This is a genomic window from Rhizobium sp. SVR5-2C (assembly GCF_056755115.1).
Window position 1 is genome coordinate 1 of the sequence record NZ_JBNDHT010000059.1, and the last position, 16,398, is coordinate 16,398.

At 51.9% G+C, this 16,398-nt stretch carries 14 protein-coding genes; 13 read left to right on the forward strand and 1 reads right to left on the reverse strand.

The features are described 5' to 3' along the window. Positions 1-123: 123 nt before the first annotated feature. On the reverse strand, positions 124-303 hold the full coding sequence (locus ACPYOI_RS17900) for a hypothetical protein (RefSeq protein ID WP_481419228.1): 180 nt from the start codon (positions 301-303) through the stop codon (positions 124-126). A 958-nt stretch (positions 304-1,261) separates the two neighbouring features. Between ACPYOI_RS17900 and ACPYOI_RS17905 the strand changes: the two genes are divergently transcribed. From ACPYOI_RS17905 to ACPYOI_RS17965, 13 genes are all read left to right on the forward strand, one after another. Beyond that, complete coding sequence (locus tag ACPYOI_RS17905; protein WP_481419227.1) at positions 1,262-3,328, forward strand: DCC1-like thiol-disulfide oxidoreductase family protein; 2,067 nt, start codon at positions 1,262-1,264, stop codon at positions 3,326-3,328. 211 nt (positions 3,329-3,539) lie between these two features. Then, entirely contained in the window at positions 3,540-4,718 is a 1,179-nt protein-coding gene (locus ACPYOI_RS17910; protein ID WP_481419226.1) for a class I SAM-dependent methyltransferase, read from the forward strand. Next, a complete protein-coding gene (locus ACPYOI_RS17915; protein ID WP_481419225.1) occupies positions 4,715-5,536 on the forward strand; it encodes a phytanoyl-CoA dioxygenase family protein in 822 nt (273 codons plus the stop codon). The genes ACPYOI_RS17910 and ACPYOI_RS17915 overlap by 4 nt, the downstream gene beginning before the upstream one ends. Continuing rightward, the gene (locus tag ACPYOI_RS17920) at positions 5,533-6,555 is read left to right on the forward strand and encodes a glycosyltransferase family 2 protein (RefSeq protein ID WP_481419224.1); all 1,023 of its coding nucleotides are present in this window, start codon (positions 5,533-5,535) and stop codon (positions 6,553-6,555) included. The genes ACPYOI_RS17915 and ACPYOI_RS17920 overlap by 4 nt, the downstream gene beginning before the upstream one ends. 62 nt (positions 6,556-6,617) lie before the next feature. Then, positions 6,618-7,313, forward strand: a complete 696-nt coding sequence (locus tag ACPYOI_RS17925; protein ID WP_481419223.1) for a WbqC family protein — start codon at positions 6,618-6,620, stop codon at positions 7,311-7,313. 174 nt (positions 7,314-7,487) lie between these two features. Continuing rightward, complete coding sequence (locus tag ACPYOI_RS17930) at positions 7,488-8,123, forward strand: class I SAM-dependent methyltransferase (protein ID WP_481419222.1); 636 nt, start codon at positions 7,488-7,490, stop codon at positions 8,121-8,123. Next, positions 8,120-8,785: an acetyltransferase gene (locus tag ACPYOI_RS17935; protein WP_481419221.1), complete on the forward strand. Its 666-nt coding sequence runs from the start codon at positions 8,120-8,122 to the stop codon at positions 8,783-8,785. The genes ACPYOI_RS17930 and ACPYOI_RS17935 overlap by 4 nt, the downstream gene beginning before the upstream one ends. Continuing rightward, a complete protein-coding gene (locus tag ACPYOI_RS17940; RefSeq protein WP_481419220.1) occupies positions 8,782-9,699 on the forward strand; it encodes a glycoside hydrolase family protein in 918 nt (305 codons plus the stop codon). The genes ACPYOI_RS17935 and ACPYOI_RS17940 overlap by 4 nt, the downstream gene beginning before the upstream one ends. 33 nt (positions 9,700-9,732) lie before the next feature. Beyond that, positions 9,733-10,122, forward strand: coding sequence for a GtrA family protein (locus ACPYOI_RS17945; protein WP_481423136.1), 390 nt, complete (start codon positions 9,733-9,735; stop codon positions 10,120-10,122). Next, positions 10,119-11,000 carry a methyltransferase domain-containing protein gene (locus ACPYOI_RS17950; protein WP_481419218.1) on the forward strand — a complete coding sequence of 294 codons (882 nt, stop codon included), beginning with the start codon at positions 10,119-10,121 and terminating at the stop codon, positions 10,998-11,000. Before ACPYOI_RS17945 ends, ACPYOI_RS17950 begins: the two co-directional genes overlap by 4 nt. Positions 11,001-11,096: 96 nt before the next feature. Continuing rightward, positions 11,097-11,984, forward strand: coding sequence for a glucose-1-phosphate thymidylyltransferase RfbA (gene rfbA / locus ACPYOI_RS17955; RefSeq protein ID WP_481419217.1), 888 nt, complete (start codon positions 11,097-11,099; stop codon positions 11,982-11,984). Next, entirely contained in the window at positions 11,981-13,117 is a 1,137-nt protein-coding gene (gene rffA, locus ACPYOI_RS17960; protein ID WP_481419216.1) for a dTDP-4-amino-4,6-dideoxygalactose transaminase, read from the forward strand. Before rfbA ends, rffA begins: the two co-directional genes overlap by 4 nt. Positions 13,118-13,597: 480 nt before the next feature. Then, positions 13,598-15,499, forward strand: coding sequence for a hypothetical protein (locus ACPYOI_RS17965; protein ID WP_481419214.1), 1,902 nt, complete (start codon positions 13,598-13,600; stop codon positions 15,497-15,499). Positions 15,500-16,398: the final 899 nt, after the last annotated feature.

The window sequence follows — 16,398 nt, forward strand, 5'->3', positions numbered from 1 at the left end:
CAGGTTGACATAATCGACAGTGGCCCGCTCGCTCGGATTGAGGTTCGGCAGGATCGCCTCGCGGACCGTGGGAGACACGGACCTCGACACGTCGGGGCGCATCGACCGGCCGGCCTTGCTGGATCAGATCGCCACGATGCTGGCGGTGCGGCGGCAGAGGCGCTGGTTGTCGGAGAAGGGCATGGGCGATGTGTTGATCGCGGAGAGGATTCCGATCTTGCCCGCGCGAGAGCCGCGGCCGAAATAGTCCTCAGCTACGGCATGGGGCCGTCGCTGCGTTACGTTGGCGTATCCGGACGCCACTAGATCGAAACTGCGATCAATACCGATCCTGAGGCGCGTGCGGAAATCGATCGGATACTACGGGCTGAGCCTAATCGGGCGCTCAAGATCCTCGCGGAGGAACGAAGCCTGCTCGATTGTCTGACCAGCGGGCTCGTAACCCATGGCTCGGTGTCGCCGGAGGCTTTTGAAGCCATGCAGGTCGAGCTCTCCAGGGCGGCATGAGCTCGGAAATGCTGACATCGGGAACAGATGCAAACAGCGTGATGATTTGCCGGTGTAATGTCCCTAGTTCGACAAACGCTAAATTAAATCGCTTTCCGGGCACTCTAGAGCAAGTCACGGACATCGGCGATGACAAGCGTCGAGAGAAAACTGAAAGTTTGCGTCAGTTGCGACAAAAGAAAGACGATTGACCTAAATGACAGTCTCTAACTGGAACACTTCGGGCGATCTGAGTCTGGTTTCAATTCCTGAAGGTGACTCACTGCGGTGTTTTGCAGTGCGGACTAATATATGACTTGGTCTTCGGACCCTAAGTCGATCGGCACATCTTTAGAGAGCATCTTCGGAGGCCGTTGCTCTTCGGTCCAAGCTGCGGAGTAGTTCTTGGAAAATCGCACGCATCCGAGGAGCGCACCTTCCTGAGTGCGAAAATCGTGTTCAACTCGGCAAAACCTGCAACCAACGGAGGCTGTTAGAGCCCATCGGGAATACATTGCCGGCAAAAGTTGAAGAGCAGTGTTACGCCACGCTGGACGAACCAGCCTTGGCCGCATAACTCAAACCAAATGATCTCCGGCAGAGCCGGGGCGGTTACTCGATCGCTTCAAACGGATCGACCCTACGTTGCGTAGCTCGCAGTAGGTTCAGCTTGGTCTAACCCGTCTGCAGCGCCTAGCTTGAGCCTGAATGATTTCGAATGTAGGAGTGTTTTGAGATTTCTTAAGACGACACGCAAATGGCTGCGGAGAAAACTATGCCGGAAAGACTCGATGAGGCCCCGCAGATGACTAACTCAGCGATCGCATTTCATTTTTTTACGAGCAAGATTTTTTTTGTAATATTTGCGGCGTTCGCCACAACCATCATTTTGGCAGGCGTTGTCGGCGAAACGCGTTGGTATCTTGGTCGTGCTACGTGGTTCTTTTCACTTTTGGCGATCTTGCTTCTCGTCTTTTCCGATGAAAAATATCACCGCTCGCTTCGGGAAAAACTGACGCGCTTTGCGAGATTTTTACAGGACCGTGGCGCGTTCGTATCAAATCCTATTCATGAGTCACCGAAATTCGCCATTTTGCGATTTGCGTTCGGATTTTTTATCGTGGAGCGGGCAGGTTGGGTACTCTACTATTTGACAGACTCAGATTGGACAAAGTTCACCATTTGGTCACTGTCCCTCCTATGCCCCCTCATAGGAACCTTCATCGCACTCGGACTTTTTACGCAGTTCTGTCTTGCGTTCCTCGTTATCTTCCAATGGGGTGTTGGTGACAGGCTGCTTGGGACATCTACGCTCGGAAATAATATCGGCACGACCTTAGCTCTATTGCTGATGCTCTCCAATGCGGGCGCAAGATTTTCTCTCGACGCCTGGATAATGAAGTCGAACCGATCCTTTCGACATATAATTTCATTCTTCTATTACAAGGACGGTATTCCGTCAGCTGATACGCTTCAAATCGTCAAATTCATGATGCTTACAGCTTATTGGTGTACTTGCCTGTACTCTCTTGCGATGCATCTGAACGAGCCAGCTTGGATGACGGGTGTTGCCGGGCCATTGTTGCTGACGAATAATTTCATGTCCCGCTTCTCATCCGAGTTCGCACACTTGTTCTCTATGGGAACATTGCCTGTGTTTCTCGCGAGATTGTCTTTATGGGCGATGCTGCCCTGGTATCTTTTGATTGTACCGTTCGTGATCCTTGGAGGGTGGTTTCGCCGATATGTCATCGTGTGGGGCGTGTTATTCTTTTGCCTAAGCAAATTCGTTCTTCAGCTCGGGTGGCTCGCTGAATTTGAGTTCATCTTTTTTGCCGGATTGTTCTGGCAGAAAGCATTCATAGCCGGACCTAAAACCCTTCACGTGGCCTACGATGACAGATGCAACCTTTGCGACCGGACAGTTCAGTTCGTGAAGTTCGTCGATATTTTCCAACGGGTGGAGCTACGGCCACTCTCGCAAAACGCGCGGTGGCTTGCCGAGGTTGGGATCGATCCGCAGGATGCCACCAAAGATCTTTATGGTGTGGATATCTCGTCAAACGCACCTCCGGTTAAGGGATATGATTTCTATCTTCTCTTAAGTCGCTATGTCTTGCTATTGCTGCCAGCCTATCCCTTCTTGCTTCTCGGAAGCTTGCTTGGCGGACGTGCCGTGTATCGCTTCATGGCTGACCGACGCACTAGAATGTTCGGCGTTTGCCAAATCCCATCAAAGAAAGTCGATTATACGGAAGGGTATTCCAGAGCCCGCCGCGATACAGCGATAGGGACTGGCGATCCGATCGTTCCACTCTTCGTGCACTTCAGCTTTTTTGCCGTGGCGTTTTTGATCACGTTGCCAACCCCTTATCTTGATAGTTACAAGCCCGCGATAGTCGCGAAAATACAAAAGGTCTTATCCAAGCCTGCGCGATCCGTTATTTTTTTTGGCACGACACCGATCAACGTTTTTAACGAGACTGATCTGCGAATGGCTGAAAATTGGTTTACAATATCTTCGGTCAATCAAAGCGGCGAAGAAGTAATTTTGCCGATCCTCGGCAAAAGCGGGGAAAGGTTAAATGGGCATAGATCTGACAGGGTATATTTTGGACATACCGTGCGTATAAGGCGCGCAATGATCGGTGCCGAGGGCTGCCAATTCGACAAATTTAGAACAAGCTTGGAGTACTTGCTCGAGGGATTTCGAGTGGTCAACGGCACGCACATCTACCGCCAATACCACCAGCCGCTTCCTGACGCCGAGGAATTGCAAAAGGGCAATTACATACCCAAGCAACGTGAAATAGTGTGCGAAGCGACATTTGATCCTGCATGAGAGGCGTGAGTTGAGCGGTGCCTGGCAATCTTGGTGTAGTTTCGGGAATTGCCTTGCCATAGCTGATAGTTTCCAGGCGCCGCAAACGCGCTTGGGCCTTTTGCCGCCTTCGCGGAAAGCGGGAGCCTGCCTTCCTCCTTTTACGACTTGCATGCGGCGACGAAATTGCGCTATTGCCAACCGCCTAGCGACCAGTTGCGGGGGATATCGCTTGACGGAATATAGCTATGTGTGTCCCGCGTGCGGCTCAGCGGATTGCAAAGACCTGCCCGTCCCGCATCTATCCCGTTCAATGATCAGTGATGGCCGAGTTGTATCGAATCCTCTTAAGCGCCGTTCTTGTAACAACTGCGGACATGGTTTTCATACGCAGAACTTTTCAGAAGAGCAAATAAGAGAGATTTACAGCGACGACTATTCGATCGGCCTACGAGACGCGGCTGCCGAGGTTGCGCGCTCCGTCGAATATGGCCGGCAAATAGAAGCTTTCTTGGCGTGCCATCTAGGGAGGAAGGCCGACCTCTCCAAAATTATAGAGTTCGGATGTGGTAGCGGCACGCTACTCAATCACCTGACTGACAATCTTGGCGCTCAAACTGCGACCGGAGTGGAGCCTAGCTCCAAAGTAGCAGCATATGCCCGCTCGATCGCGGGACGTCGGGTTTCTATCCACGAGGGTTTTGCCGAGCAGTTCGAAGAGAGACCGCGCGGGTACAATCTTTGCTTCTCCGTAAACGTCATTGAGCACACACATAGTCCTCACGGCTTCCTTCGAGCATGCGGACACGCCATTGATGAAACGGGAATTATCCTTGTGGTTTGTCCCGATGGAGAGATGGTGGGATCGGAGTTGCTCTTCTACGATCATATATCGAACTTTACACCAGTCTCGTTGGCGATGATTGTAGCGGGCGCAAATCTCCGAGTGGTTGAGAGCTCTCCTTTAACGGGTAGCCTACGGGGCTTTGGGATACATCTCTTGCAATCGGGCGACGCCGACCTTGAAAATAAGAGCCGTGGCTTTGAGCTTCTTTCTGAAAAGCGTGCTGACTACTTGAACACCTGGAGCAAAGTGCAAGACGCGACTGATTGGGCGCTCAAGGGCCGGAAATACGGCATCTTCGGCACGGGCGAGTATTCCGATCTTCTTCATGCCTATAGCCCGTCCGTTGTCGAAAATGCGGAGTTTTTTGTAAGAGACCGACCGGTAGAGAGCGATTTCTACAATAAACCTGTTGTATCGACTGAGGACTTCTTGAACTTTCCAAGAATGCCCCTAATCGCGGGCGTGCATGATCGAAGCTGGCCGCTTGTTCGGGAGCGTTTCGAATCGGAGGGTGTTCCAATTTTCCATTCCTTTGAAATTGCAAAGCAGGATGCCATCCGATGACCGAAATTTCTCGCTACGGCGTTATTGCAACAACTGAAGCAAAAGACATTTACGATGTTCTCGCGGAGGAGGTCCGACTGCTGGGGTACACCACGCTGGACTCCGGATTGACCAGCGCTGAGCTCGATGAACTCTCGCAGTTGTTCAATAAGGCGGAATCAGAATACGACACCGACGCATCTGCACGAGGCTATGAACTCGACTCGATTAATGAACGCGACACAGTCCGACTTCTGCCAATCATCTGCCCGAATTTCTGGAAAGTCGTTTTCAACGAGCCACTTCATGAATTGTTATCACGGCTTCTTGGCGGCTATTTCATTTTGAACCAGGTGAATGGTCTCATAAACCGTGGAAACCAGCGCAGGTATCACCAAGCGCAATACCATAGAGATTTGCCCTATCAGCATTTTACAAGCTCTCGTCCGCTCGCTATCAACGCACTCTTTGCGTTAGATGATTTCACTATCGAAAATGGCGCCACGCGCGTGATTCCTGGAACTCATCATCGTGAAGCATTCCCCCCCGATGAGGTTGTTCGGCGTTTGGAGAGCCAAGTTACCGTCAAGCGGGGAACATTTATTGTTCTAAACTGCATGCTTTACCACGCGGGCAGCACGAATCGGACTGATAAAAATCGTCGAGCCATCAATCACGTCTTCACGATTCCCATGCTGCGTCAGCAGTTCCATATTCCTTCTGTGCTGGGTGAAGCTCCGGACTTTACAGACCAGCAAAAGAAAATACTTGGCTATGGACTGGAAGAATTTCGCTCAGTTGACGACTGGTTCAAGTCTCGGTTGCCGAAAGTCAAATGAACTCCATGACCCGTAAGCTTTCCATCGTTACGACCTTATACAGGTCCATGGACACAATCGAAGAGTTCATCCAACGTGCCTTGGCCGCGGGAGAGGCGGTGGCGGACGATATCGAAATTGTGATTGTCGATGATGGTAGCCCGGACGGTTCCGCGAATATCGTGCGAAGGTGGGTTGAGCTTGACCCTCGGATATCGTTGGTGTGCTTGAGCCGAAACTTCGGGCATCATAGAGCGATGTTCACCGGCTTGGAACATGCTCAGGGTGATTTAATATTTTTGATTGACAGCGATCTCGAGGAGCCACCCGAATTGCTTTCGGAAATGGCGCGGGTGTTGCGCGAAAAAGCCGTTGACTGCCTCTACGGGCTGCAGGAAGGCCGGAAAGGCGGCCATGTTGAGAGGATATCAGGACGTCTGTTCTATTGGCTTTTTTCTGCTTTGAGCGAAGTCCGCATTCCTGAAAACGTATCGACAATACGATTGATGACCCGTCGTTATGTATCCACTCTACTTAGTTTTCGAGATAAGAACCCCGTCTTCGTTCCACTGAGCATTCTTGCTGGCTATCCCCAGGCGTCTTTCACTTTTGTCAAATCCAGCACATCGGATACAACCTACTCGTTGGGACGGCGGATTGCTTTAACCGCCCTTGCGATCACGACGTTTTCTGCAAAGCCGTTGATGTTGATGCTGTGCTTCAGTCTAGTGATGGCTTTCCTAGGTATGGGCTACGGGGCGTTTGTTGTTCTGCGCGCGCTGACAGGGCCAGTCCAAGACGGATGGTCTTCGCTTATGGCGGTCGTCGTCTTTTTCTTCAGTCTGAACGCTGTCTTTACCGGGCTGATGGGCCTTTACGTAAAGCAGATCCTGGAGGAGGTGAAGGATAGGCCTCGCTCAATTGTTCAAGAAATCTATTCTCGACGACGTTCCGATGCGAGCGAGCGTTCGCATGTGGTAACGAGTGTCACCAGAAACGACCAGAACCGGCAAGACAGTGCACCGGTATGTCACAAATGAGAGCGCTTGCCGAAAGATCTTTTTGATCGACGTTACGGCCTGATTAAAATGAGATTTTCCTGATGAAGAAGGTCGCAATCGTGCAATCGAATTATATCCCGTGGAAGGGTTATTTCGACCTGATCGCGTCTGTGGACGAGTTCATTTTGTACGATGAAGTACAGTATACTCGGCGAGATTGGCGGAACCGTAACAAAATTAAGACGCCGCAGGACTTAAAGTGGCTGACTGTCCCCGTCAAAGTAAAGGGCAAGTATGCGCAGTCGATTCGGGAAACCGAGCTAGATGGCCAGGCTTGGCGGGAAATCCATTGGCGCAGTCTCGCAAGCAATTACGCCAGGGCACCGCATTTCAAAGAAGTTTCGCAACTTCTGGAACCTGTCCTGCTAACGGGTGACCAACTTTTTTTATCCGACCTTAACCGGGAGCTCTTGCAGCTTGTTTGCTCGTATCTCGGCATTACAACGCCTATCCGGAACTCGTACGAATTCGAGCTGAAGGAGGGCAAGAGCGAAAGGCTGTTGGCGATTTCCGTTGAGGCCGGGGCGCGGGTGTATGTTTCTGGACCTGCAGCGCGGGACTACTTGAATGAGGACTTGTTTCAGGGAGCAGGTATCTCTGTCGAGTGGTTTGACTATGTCGGATACCCCGAGTATCCCCAGCTCTGGGGAACCTTTCAGCATGGTGTCACTATATTGGACTTGCTCTTCAATTGCGGACCGGAAAGTGGCTCCATGATGAGGTATGTGCGCCGCTGAAGCTGCTGACCGCCCCTCGGGCGTCAGCAGGCCGGCGTTTGATTGCAATGGTCTGTCGAGGTCGGAGATCAGAGTTTGGTAGGATCACTATTTCTTTCATCGGCGCGGTTGGTATCTATCTGAAGATTTTTTCGGAGACCAAGCAGCGCCCGTACACAATCGTGGGATACATTTATGGTCGGAAACAAGGATGACATCCTGAACGAGGTGGCGAGTTACTACGCCGGCCGGATCGCCGAACACGGCCAGACAGCCGCAGGCGTAGATTGGAACAGTCACGCTGGCCAGGTCATGCGTTTCAACCAGTTGCTCAAGGTCGTCGATCGCTCGCAACCATATTCGATCGCCGACATAGGATGCGGGTATGGCGCATTGCTTGATCACCTTTCAGAGCTACGGCATGCCGTTCGTTATGTCGGTATCGACATCGCTCTTCCGATGATTGAAGCAGCGCGTTCTCGTTTCGCTGAAACGGCGGAGGTCGCGTTCAGGTTAGGCAACACGCCAGGTGAAGTCGTCGATTATTCTGTAGCCTCCGGCATTTTCAATGTGCGGCTCGGGCGGACTGACGAAGAGTGGCTTGCATATTTGACCGAAACCCTGGACATGATGGATGCAACAAGCCGGATAGGGTTTTCTTTCAATTGCTTGACATCCTATTCGGACGCCGACCGGATGCGGCGGGATCTCTATTATGCCAATCCGCTGGACTTATTTGATCTTTGCAAGCGCCGTTATTCCCGACAAGTGGCTTTGTTGCATGACTATGAGCTATACGAGTTTACGATGATTGTGAGGAAGCAGCTATGACGCGGAAGCTCATCATTTTCGGGACTGGTGATATTGCCCAACTCGCGCATTACTATTTTAGCCATGACAGCGAGTATGAGGTAGTCGCGTTTACCGTTGACGCAGGTTACCTGACGGAGCGAGAGTTTTGCGGTTTGCCGGTTGTTGCTTTCGAAGAAGTCGCTGATCGCTATCCTCCTGCCGGCCATGCGCTTTTCGTGGCACTCAGCTATGCCAAGCTAAACCTGATCCGCAAGCAGAAGTTCGAGGCAGCGCAGGCTCTTGGTTACGATCTTGCGAGCTATATCAGTTCCAAGGCTACTGTGCTCAACGAACATGCCTTCGGCCGCAACTGTTTCGTTCTCGAAGACAACACCATCCAGCCATTTTCGCGTATCGGCGATAACGTAACACTGTGGAGCGGTAACCATATCGGCCATCATTCGCATATTGGGAGCCACACATTCGTTTCCTCACATGTGGTTGTGTCCGGTGGCGTTATGATTGGTGAGCAGTGTTTCATCGGGGTCAATGCGACACTTCGCGATCACGTGACGATCGGAGAAAGATGCGTTATTGGCGCCGGAGCACTCATACTGTCGGATGCCGAAGCCGACGGGATTTACGTATCTAGCGCCACTGAACGCTCCCGTGTTCCCAGTTCAAAACTGCGCAAGATATGACCGATATATGGATCAAAACTGGACTGCTTTTCGAACCGTCGGGGATTCATCCTAAGCTGACGAGCCACGCCGCTAACCCGCTCGCACTTCACCTTGAAGGTGACACATACCGGGTGTTTTTTAGCGGACGTGACAATGAGAATCGTTCCTCTGTTGGCGCTGTCGATATCGATGTCGTGACACGAGAAATCATTTGCGAGCACAAGCTACCTTTCCTGATCCACGGCGCCGGCGGCAGTTTCTTTGAAGCGGGCATCAGTATTGGCAACTGTTATTGTGTAGACGCCCAGCGCTATATGCTGTTCATGGGATGGCAGAGGCCGCCGGGGGGGCATTGGCGAGGCGATATCGGACGCATAAAGGTTCGACCTGATCTAACGCTTGAATTGGATGCTGACGTGCCGTTCATGGCCTCGGATGAGGAAGATTCAGTCAGCCTTTCCTATCCGTGGGTTGAAAAGGCCGACAACGGAACGTTCAGAATGTGGTACGGCTCTACCGTAACCTGGGATGCGGGGAACGGTGAAATGCTCCATGTCATCAAGTCTGCAAATTCGAGGGATGGTCATATATGGCACAAAGAGGGAGTGACTATACCGTATGAAATTGGCAAGGCGCAGGCATTCTCCAGGCCTACGGTGCTTGTTGATGCGGCGCGTGGTTACCGGATGTGGTTTTCCTATCGCAGTGGTCAGGGCGAAACCTATCGGATTGGATATTCTGAAAGCCGGGACGGAATCACATGGACCTTGAAACTAGATCAGGCCGGCATCGGCCTTTCCGAGAAGGGCTGGGATAGCGAGATGGTCGAGTACCCTTACGTGTTTCGGCACAGGGGCAATACCTATATGCTATACAATGGCGACGGATACGGGAAGACGGGTTTCGGCCTGGCCATTCTTGACGACAAATAAAGTGGAGCAGGTCTGATTCTATCTAAAAATAGTATGCTACAGTTGGTTCGATTTGGCTTCACTGGTCTAGTCACAAACGCTCTGGGATATGTTCTTTACCTCATAGTCACTTTTGTTGGGGTTCCACCAAAATTAGCGATGACTATACTTTATTTTGTTGGGGTCTTGATGGGGTTTGCCGCTAATCGGCGCTGGGTATTCATTCATGCTGCGGATCAGCAGAGCGCGATAATCAAATATGGAATCATCTATAGCATTGGCTATGCGCTGAATTACAGCATCCTCTATATCTTTGTGGACAGGCTCCATTATGCCCACGCCTACGTGCAAGCGTTTGGTATAGTTGCCGTGGCCGCATTCGTATATGTAGCTTCCAGCATTTATGTCTTTCCGTCCGTTAGCAAGAGAAAACAGAACCCGTGAGCTTCCGTTGTTTGGATTGTGGAACGAAATTCGATAGCGAAGCCAGTACACCTCGTTGCCCCACTTGCCGTTGGGAGCCTAAAAAAATAGACGGAATAACAGCTTACTCTCCGCAGTTTGCTAACCAAGGCGGCGGGTTTGAGGCTTCTTATTTCAAGGTTTTGTCGGAGTTGGAGGCGACGAATTTCTGGTTCCAATCCCGAAACGATCTCATCTTATGGGTTCTGAGCAAGTATCACCCAAATTTTCGGTCCTTTCTGGAAATTGGCTGCGGAACGGGTTTTGTGCTCTCCGGTATTGCGAGGAAACATACCAAAGTACAGCTTTTCGGAAGCGAGATATTTATTGAGGGTCTGCATTTCGCTTCGCAGAGATTGCCGACTGCGCGGCTGATGCAGATGGATGCGCGGGTGATCCCCTTCGCCGAGGAGTTTGATGCCATTGGCGCATTTGATGTTCTTGAGCACATCGAGGAGGATGAAACCGTCCTGCAACAAATGCACGCTGCACTGAAACCCAAAGGGACGCTCCTAGTGACCGTTCCGCAACATCCATGGTTGTGGAGTCCACTTGACGATTATGCTCACCATTATCGACGGTACACAGCCAGCGAACTAAGTAAGAAGGTTACTGCCGCAGGCTTCACCATCCTTCGCGACACCTCATTCGTTTCGCTTCTGCTTCCGGCAATGCTTGCTTCGCGTTTGCTAAGCCGAAATAAATCAGTTGCCGAAATCGACGTTCGAGCCGAGATGGAACTTCCAAGCCTGCTCAATAGCGCTTTCAGATGGATATTGCGCGCGGAACGCGCTCTCATCAAAAGTGGTCTCGATCTTCCTTTGGGTGGTTCAAGACTGCTCGTGGCTAGGAAGACGTGAGTCTGGAACTGTCCTTTCCCATTTTTGCTTGCGTAAAGAAGGTATTTATCCAATCAACGTCGGTCGTGTCGCCGCGATCGGTGAGGGGAGACATGAATGAAAGCAATTCTTCTTGCTGGTGGCGCTGGCTCGCGTTTGTATCCTCTTACGCGAGTGTCCAGTAAGCAGCTTCAGGCTGTGTTCGACAAACCTATGATCTACTATCCTATCACCGTTCTGATTGCGTCGGGGGTCAGGGAATTCTGTATTATTTCAACGCCTCACGACTTGCCTCGGTATCAAAATTTGCTTGGCGATGGCAATCAATGGGGAATAGCGATCCAGTATCGCGAACAGCCCCGACCCGAAGGGATTGCGCAGGCATTCTTGATTGCCGTTGATTTTGTGGGTTCTGATGATGTGATCCTGATGCTCGGTGACAATATTTTCTCGGGGGGCGACGATTTTCCCCGGGCGGTCTCCAGTTTTACGGATGGCGCAACAATTTTCGCCTATCACGTCAAGGATCCCGAGCGCTATGGTGTGGTGGAGTTCGACCGAAACGGCAAGGCGATCTCTATTGAAGAGAAGCCCCGGCACCCTAAAAGCAGCTATGCCGTGCCGGGTGTGTACATCTACGACAACAGCGTGCTGGAGATTGCGAAGGCGGTTAAACCATCCGTTCGGGGCGAGCTTGAGATAACAGATGTCAATCTGGAGTACCTGAGGCGTGGCAAGCTGCAGGTGCGGCGGTTGAGCCGGGGCTTCGCCTGGCTCGATGCCGGCACCAGTACCGCTCTGCACGAGGCTTCTTCCTACATTGAAGCCATCGAGCGGCGGCAAGGCGTGAAAATCGGTTGTCCCGAAGAGGCAGCGCTGGTGAGAGGGTTCCTCCGTATTGATCAGTTTGAAACCTTGATTGAGCACATGCCCGCATGCGAGTACAGCGAGTATCTGCGCGGTGTCGCCGACGAGTGGCACAGGCTTCAGGGGGATAAGCAGTGAGTCAAAAAATCCAGTTCAACCGGCCCTTCATGACCGGTAAAGAGTTGTATTACATTGCCGAAGCCAAGTTCGGCAACATGCTTGCCGGTGACGGGCCTTTTACCAAGCGTTGCCATGAGTGGCTGGAAAACAAGAGTGGATGCGACAAGTCGCTGCTGACGCACTCCTGCACCGCCGCACTGGAGATGGCGGCATTGCTTCTGGACATCGAGCCTGGTGACGAGATCATCATGCCCTCCTACACTTTCGTGTCGACCGCCAATGCGTTTGTGCTCCGTGGCGGCATTCCGGTGTTTGTCGATATCCGAGAAGATACTTTGAACCTGGATGAGCGCCTCATCGAGTCAGCGATCACCTCGCGCACTCGCGCCATCGTCCCGGTCCACTACGCGGGTGTGGCTTGCGAGATGGACACCATTATGAACATCGCCAAGCGGCATGGCCTCAAGGTTGTGGAGGATGCGGCACAGGGCGTGATGGCGACCTACAAAGGGCGAGCGCTGGGCAGCATAGGCGATCTGGGGGCGTACAGCTTTCACGAAACTAAGAATGTAATTTCGGGCGAAGGCGGAGCCTTGCTGGTGAACGACCCCGCGCTGGCGGTGCGCGCCGAGATCATCCGTGAGAAGGGCACCGACCGCAGTCGTTTTTTCCGGGGTGAGGTGGATAAATACACCTGGCAGGAGGTAGGCTCTTCGTTCTTGCCGGGCGAGTTGATTGCGGCCTTCCTGTGGGCACAGCTTGAAGAAGCCGAGCGCATTACCAACGACCGCTTGGCCATCTGGCAACGCTATCACGCGATTCTTGAACCGCTAGAGGCCAAGGGGTTGCTACGCCGGCCTATCGTGCCAGATGAATGCCAGCACAATGCCCACATGTACTACGTCTTGCTTGCGCCGGGGATTGATCGTCAGAAGGTGCTCAATGAGCTCAAGAGGAATGACATTTTCTCGGTTTTCCATTACGTGCCCCTGCACTCTTCACCGGCTGGAAGGCGGTATGGCCGCACGAAGTGCGAGTTGGAAGTGACCACTGCTCAATCTGAAAGGCTAGTGCGTTTGCCGCTGTGGGTTGGCCTAACTGCTGAAAAGCAAGAACACATTGCTAAGGTTTTGATTGATACCATCGGCTGACCTATCAGGAGGATACAGGGCGAGCGACAATCCTGGTCATTGGCGGAGCCGCTTTATGGGCTCGGAGGTTATCCGCTGAGCCAGCGAAAACACCGGCGGTTTCATCGTCAACTTGGACAAAGTGACCTATGCCGCAAAGCTCATAAACTTGGGCGCGGTAGACAGCCGCACCAGTACACATTCGAGCAGGTTGATATCGCAGGCCAAAAGAAGCTCCCCAACAACCGAGAACAACAATGGGCATCGACCGGTAGATTTGTAAGGCTCCAGCTTCGACCCGGCATATTGAAGGTGCATATTCGCCTTTTTCATGGATTGGCCTCAAGAAAGACGGACAGGAGCATGCAGTGACTATATTGAGCAGCCTCCTAAGAGGAACAATGCCGAACATTCAGAGGACGGAGTATCGGCGTTTTCGAGCAATTGCAGTCAGTGAGAAGGAATTGTTTGCTGACCCAATAGCCTTTGGAGGCTGCAGAAATGTTCGATAAGGTAGACAGCCCTGGGTTGCTGGAGGAGGTTAGCCTCTCGCGGAGGCAGAGCGATTTTCTGTTTCTAAGTCTTTTTCTCTCAACGATCGTAACATTCGGGGTCGGCAGTCTCCTTATGTGGGACGCTGCTGTGTTTTGGCCGATGCTTCGTGTGTCCGCGGTCTGTATCGGCCTAATATCGTGCTTTTATATTGTGTCGCGATTTATGGACGTCAGTATTGGGTTGCTTACCTGTTATGCACTGATCTGCTTGGCCGCGTATACCAATAGCGAATGGTATAATGGCGTACTTTTCCTTGGGTTGGCGATCAGCTTCGTTCTATCTTGTTGTCGCCTGGCAAAGATACCTGATCCCGCCGTAGTGATCCGGCAGTGCCTACTTGCGGCGGTTTTCGCGACCCTATTGTTTGTCGGCACCAGAAAACCGTATACTTTTTTTGATATGTCTACCCGACTTAATGCCGGATTGTTGCATAAGGATACCCTTTTTCACGCCAGCATTGCGTCTATGTTGAAAAATTATGGGATAAGTTCCACGGGTCTCAATGGCCTCGTAGATGTCCCATACTATGTCCTCTCGCATTATCTAATGGCGGGCTTAAGCGTCCTATCTGGGGTCAGCGTGCTCGAGGTTTACGGCATCGCCCCCTATGTATTTTTCGGGCCGATTCTTCTCTTCGCTATCGTCTATACCTCCGCCGTGGTTGGCATGAAAACCGATAAGCTTTATCAGGCTTACATTGCCGCTTGCTTACTTCTGTTCGGCGTCGTCTTCCTCTTCAAGAAGTGGTTCCTGGTAAATTCGTACTTCATTTCAGAATCACATCTTGTTGCATTGGGTCTCATGCTCGTGGGCATGCCGTTGCTTTTCAAGAAGCGGTTGGGATTGCTTGATCTCGTGGTTGTGTTCGCGTTCGCGGTGTCAATTGCCAATGCAAAAGCATCGGTAGGGCTTATTTACTGGGGTATCTGGGCCAGCAGGATATTGTTTCTGCGGGTTGATCGGCGCCTCTTTGAGGCTGCTGTGTGTATACTGGCGATGGCCGCAGTCTTCTGGACGGTTTTTGCAATAGCCGCGAATTCCGATGCTTCTAAAATTGAACCGTTTAACTTTATTTCCGATTACTCTTTCTGGGGATACTATATCCGTCTTTCCAAATCTGAATGGGCGGCTGGAGACATTGCCGTTTTCCACCTCGCCGCCGCGGTGTTTTCGGTTGTATCGTTTTTTTCTATACACTTTTTTGTTCCAATTTGCGCCATTGTCGTTGGATGGCAAGGAGGTGTATCGAGGGAGATAAGGCGGCCCAGTTCGTTGTTTATGGTCGGCAGTTTGGCCGCTGGAGTATTGATTGTCGCCCTCTTCAAGATACCAGGTGGATCCGCTTATTATTTTACAAGCGTTCCGTTTTTCGTAGCTCTTCCTTGGTTTCTTTCATCGGCGATCAACACTTTGAACATTCAGCTCGCGGTTGGTGCTCCGCGCCGCCATGTGACTAGGGTAATGGGAGCGGTTATCATCGTCCTCTTCTTCACCGTTGGTTTTAGGGATATTTATCGTGCGACGCGTTTGCATTGGCAAAACCGTGACGCCGCAAACCCGCTTATTGGTCAACTAACGACGTTAAGGGATACTTCTTCTAAGAATGCCGTGTTTCGGCTGTCTGCAGCATCCCCGTCGCGGGATACGCCTGTCGCTCAGTGCAGCGCGCAGCCTTTTGTGTATCCCGCCGTCACAGAAAGAGCGTGGATCGATGTGATCGTTTCCGGTGGCAAATGCGATTACTCCAATTACGGCTTTTCCATGTATGGAATTTCGAGCGATGGTGACGTTGTCGCGGGTGCGCCAGTTCTTCGACGTGAAATGTATGTGTTAAATTGGCCCGAGTGAGAAGGAGTAGTCGACAATAACGCGTAGGTTCTAATGGGACGGCAATTCGACCGGACGAAGTCCTAGTGCCGGAAAAACGTCGGGAACAAGCCGTTGATCGCTGTGGCTAACTCTTAACGGGGCCTTTGGTCGCAAGTTTTGCGTGACACAACCAGTTTGTCCCAATCCAGAAATAACGCAGGAGTCGGCTATTGCTGGAGCGGAGACTGCATCTTCGCTGGCGATGGTCGATCGTCGTTTCCAGCCTGCAGGTTGCCGACTTCCAGTTCACGCAGGGAATGAAAACATGTACGTGACGGCGACGGGCACTTTTATACCTGACGGTTGGGCAAAACGGGCATCGGATCGCGCGGTTCTTCAATGTTTTCTTACATTGAGAGGAAACGGAAGCGATTCCGTAGGCCAACTGACGCAAAATTACTAGTCTCTGTGGGCTCAGGCCCCCCGCAACCATTCTTCCCAATCTCGAAATACCGCAGGACCCGGCTATCGCCGGCGCGAAGACTTCATCTTCGCTGGCGATGGTAGCTCGTCGTTCGCAAAGCTCACCATAACCTGAAGGCCGCAGCGCCAAATCCGGCCCAAGCTCTGTACCTGGGACCATCGCGCAAGGACGGAAATTATTTCCGCTACTGGCGCCCTAGGCGGACATAGACCCCAACCTTCCTTCCAACGTGAACCGCTGTTTCATACCGAAACTCGTAGCTCCACCCATATCGAAGCTGAATCGGCTGGGCGCTCTCTGCGAGTTCAGCGGCGTGGAGAGCCGCATTGCTGCGCGCGCCAGCTATGCACTCCATCGCGAAGATGTAAAAATAGGTGGAAACAGCAACCTCTGATTACAAAAATCACAATTACGGTTGTGCTCTGTGGATAAGATGACACACGTCCTCCCAAAA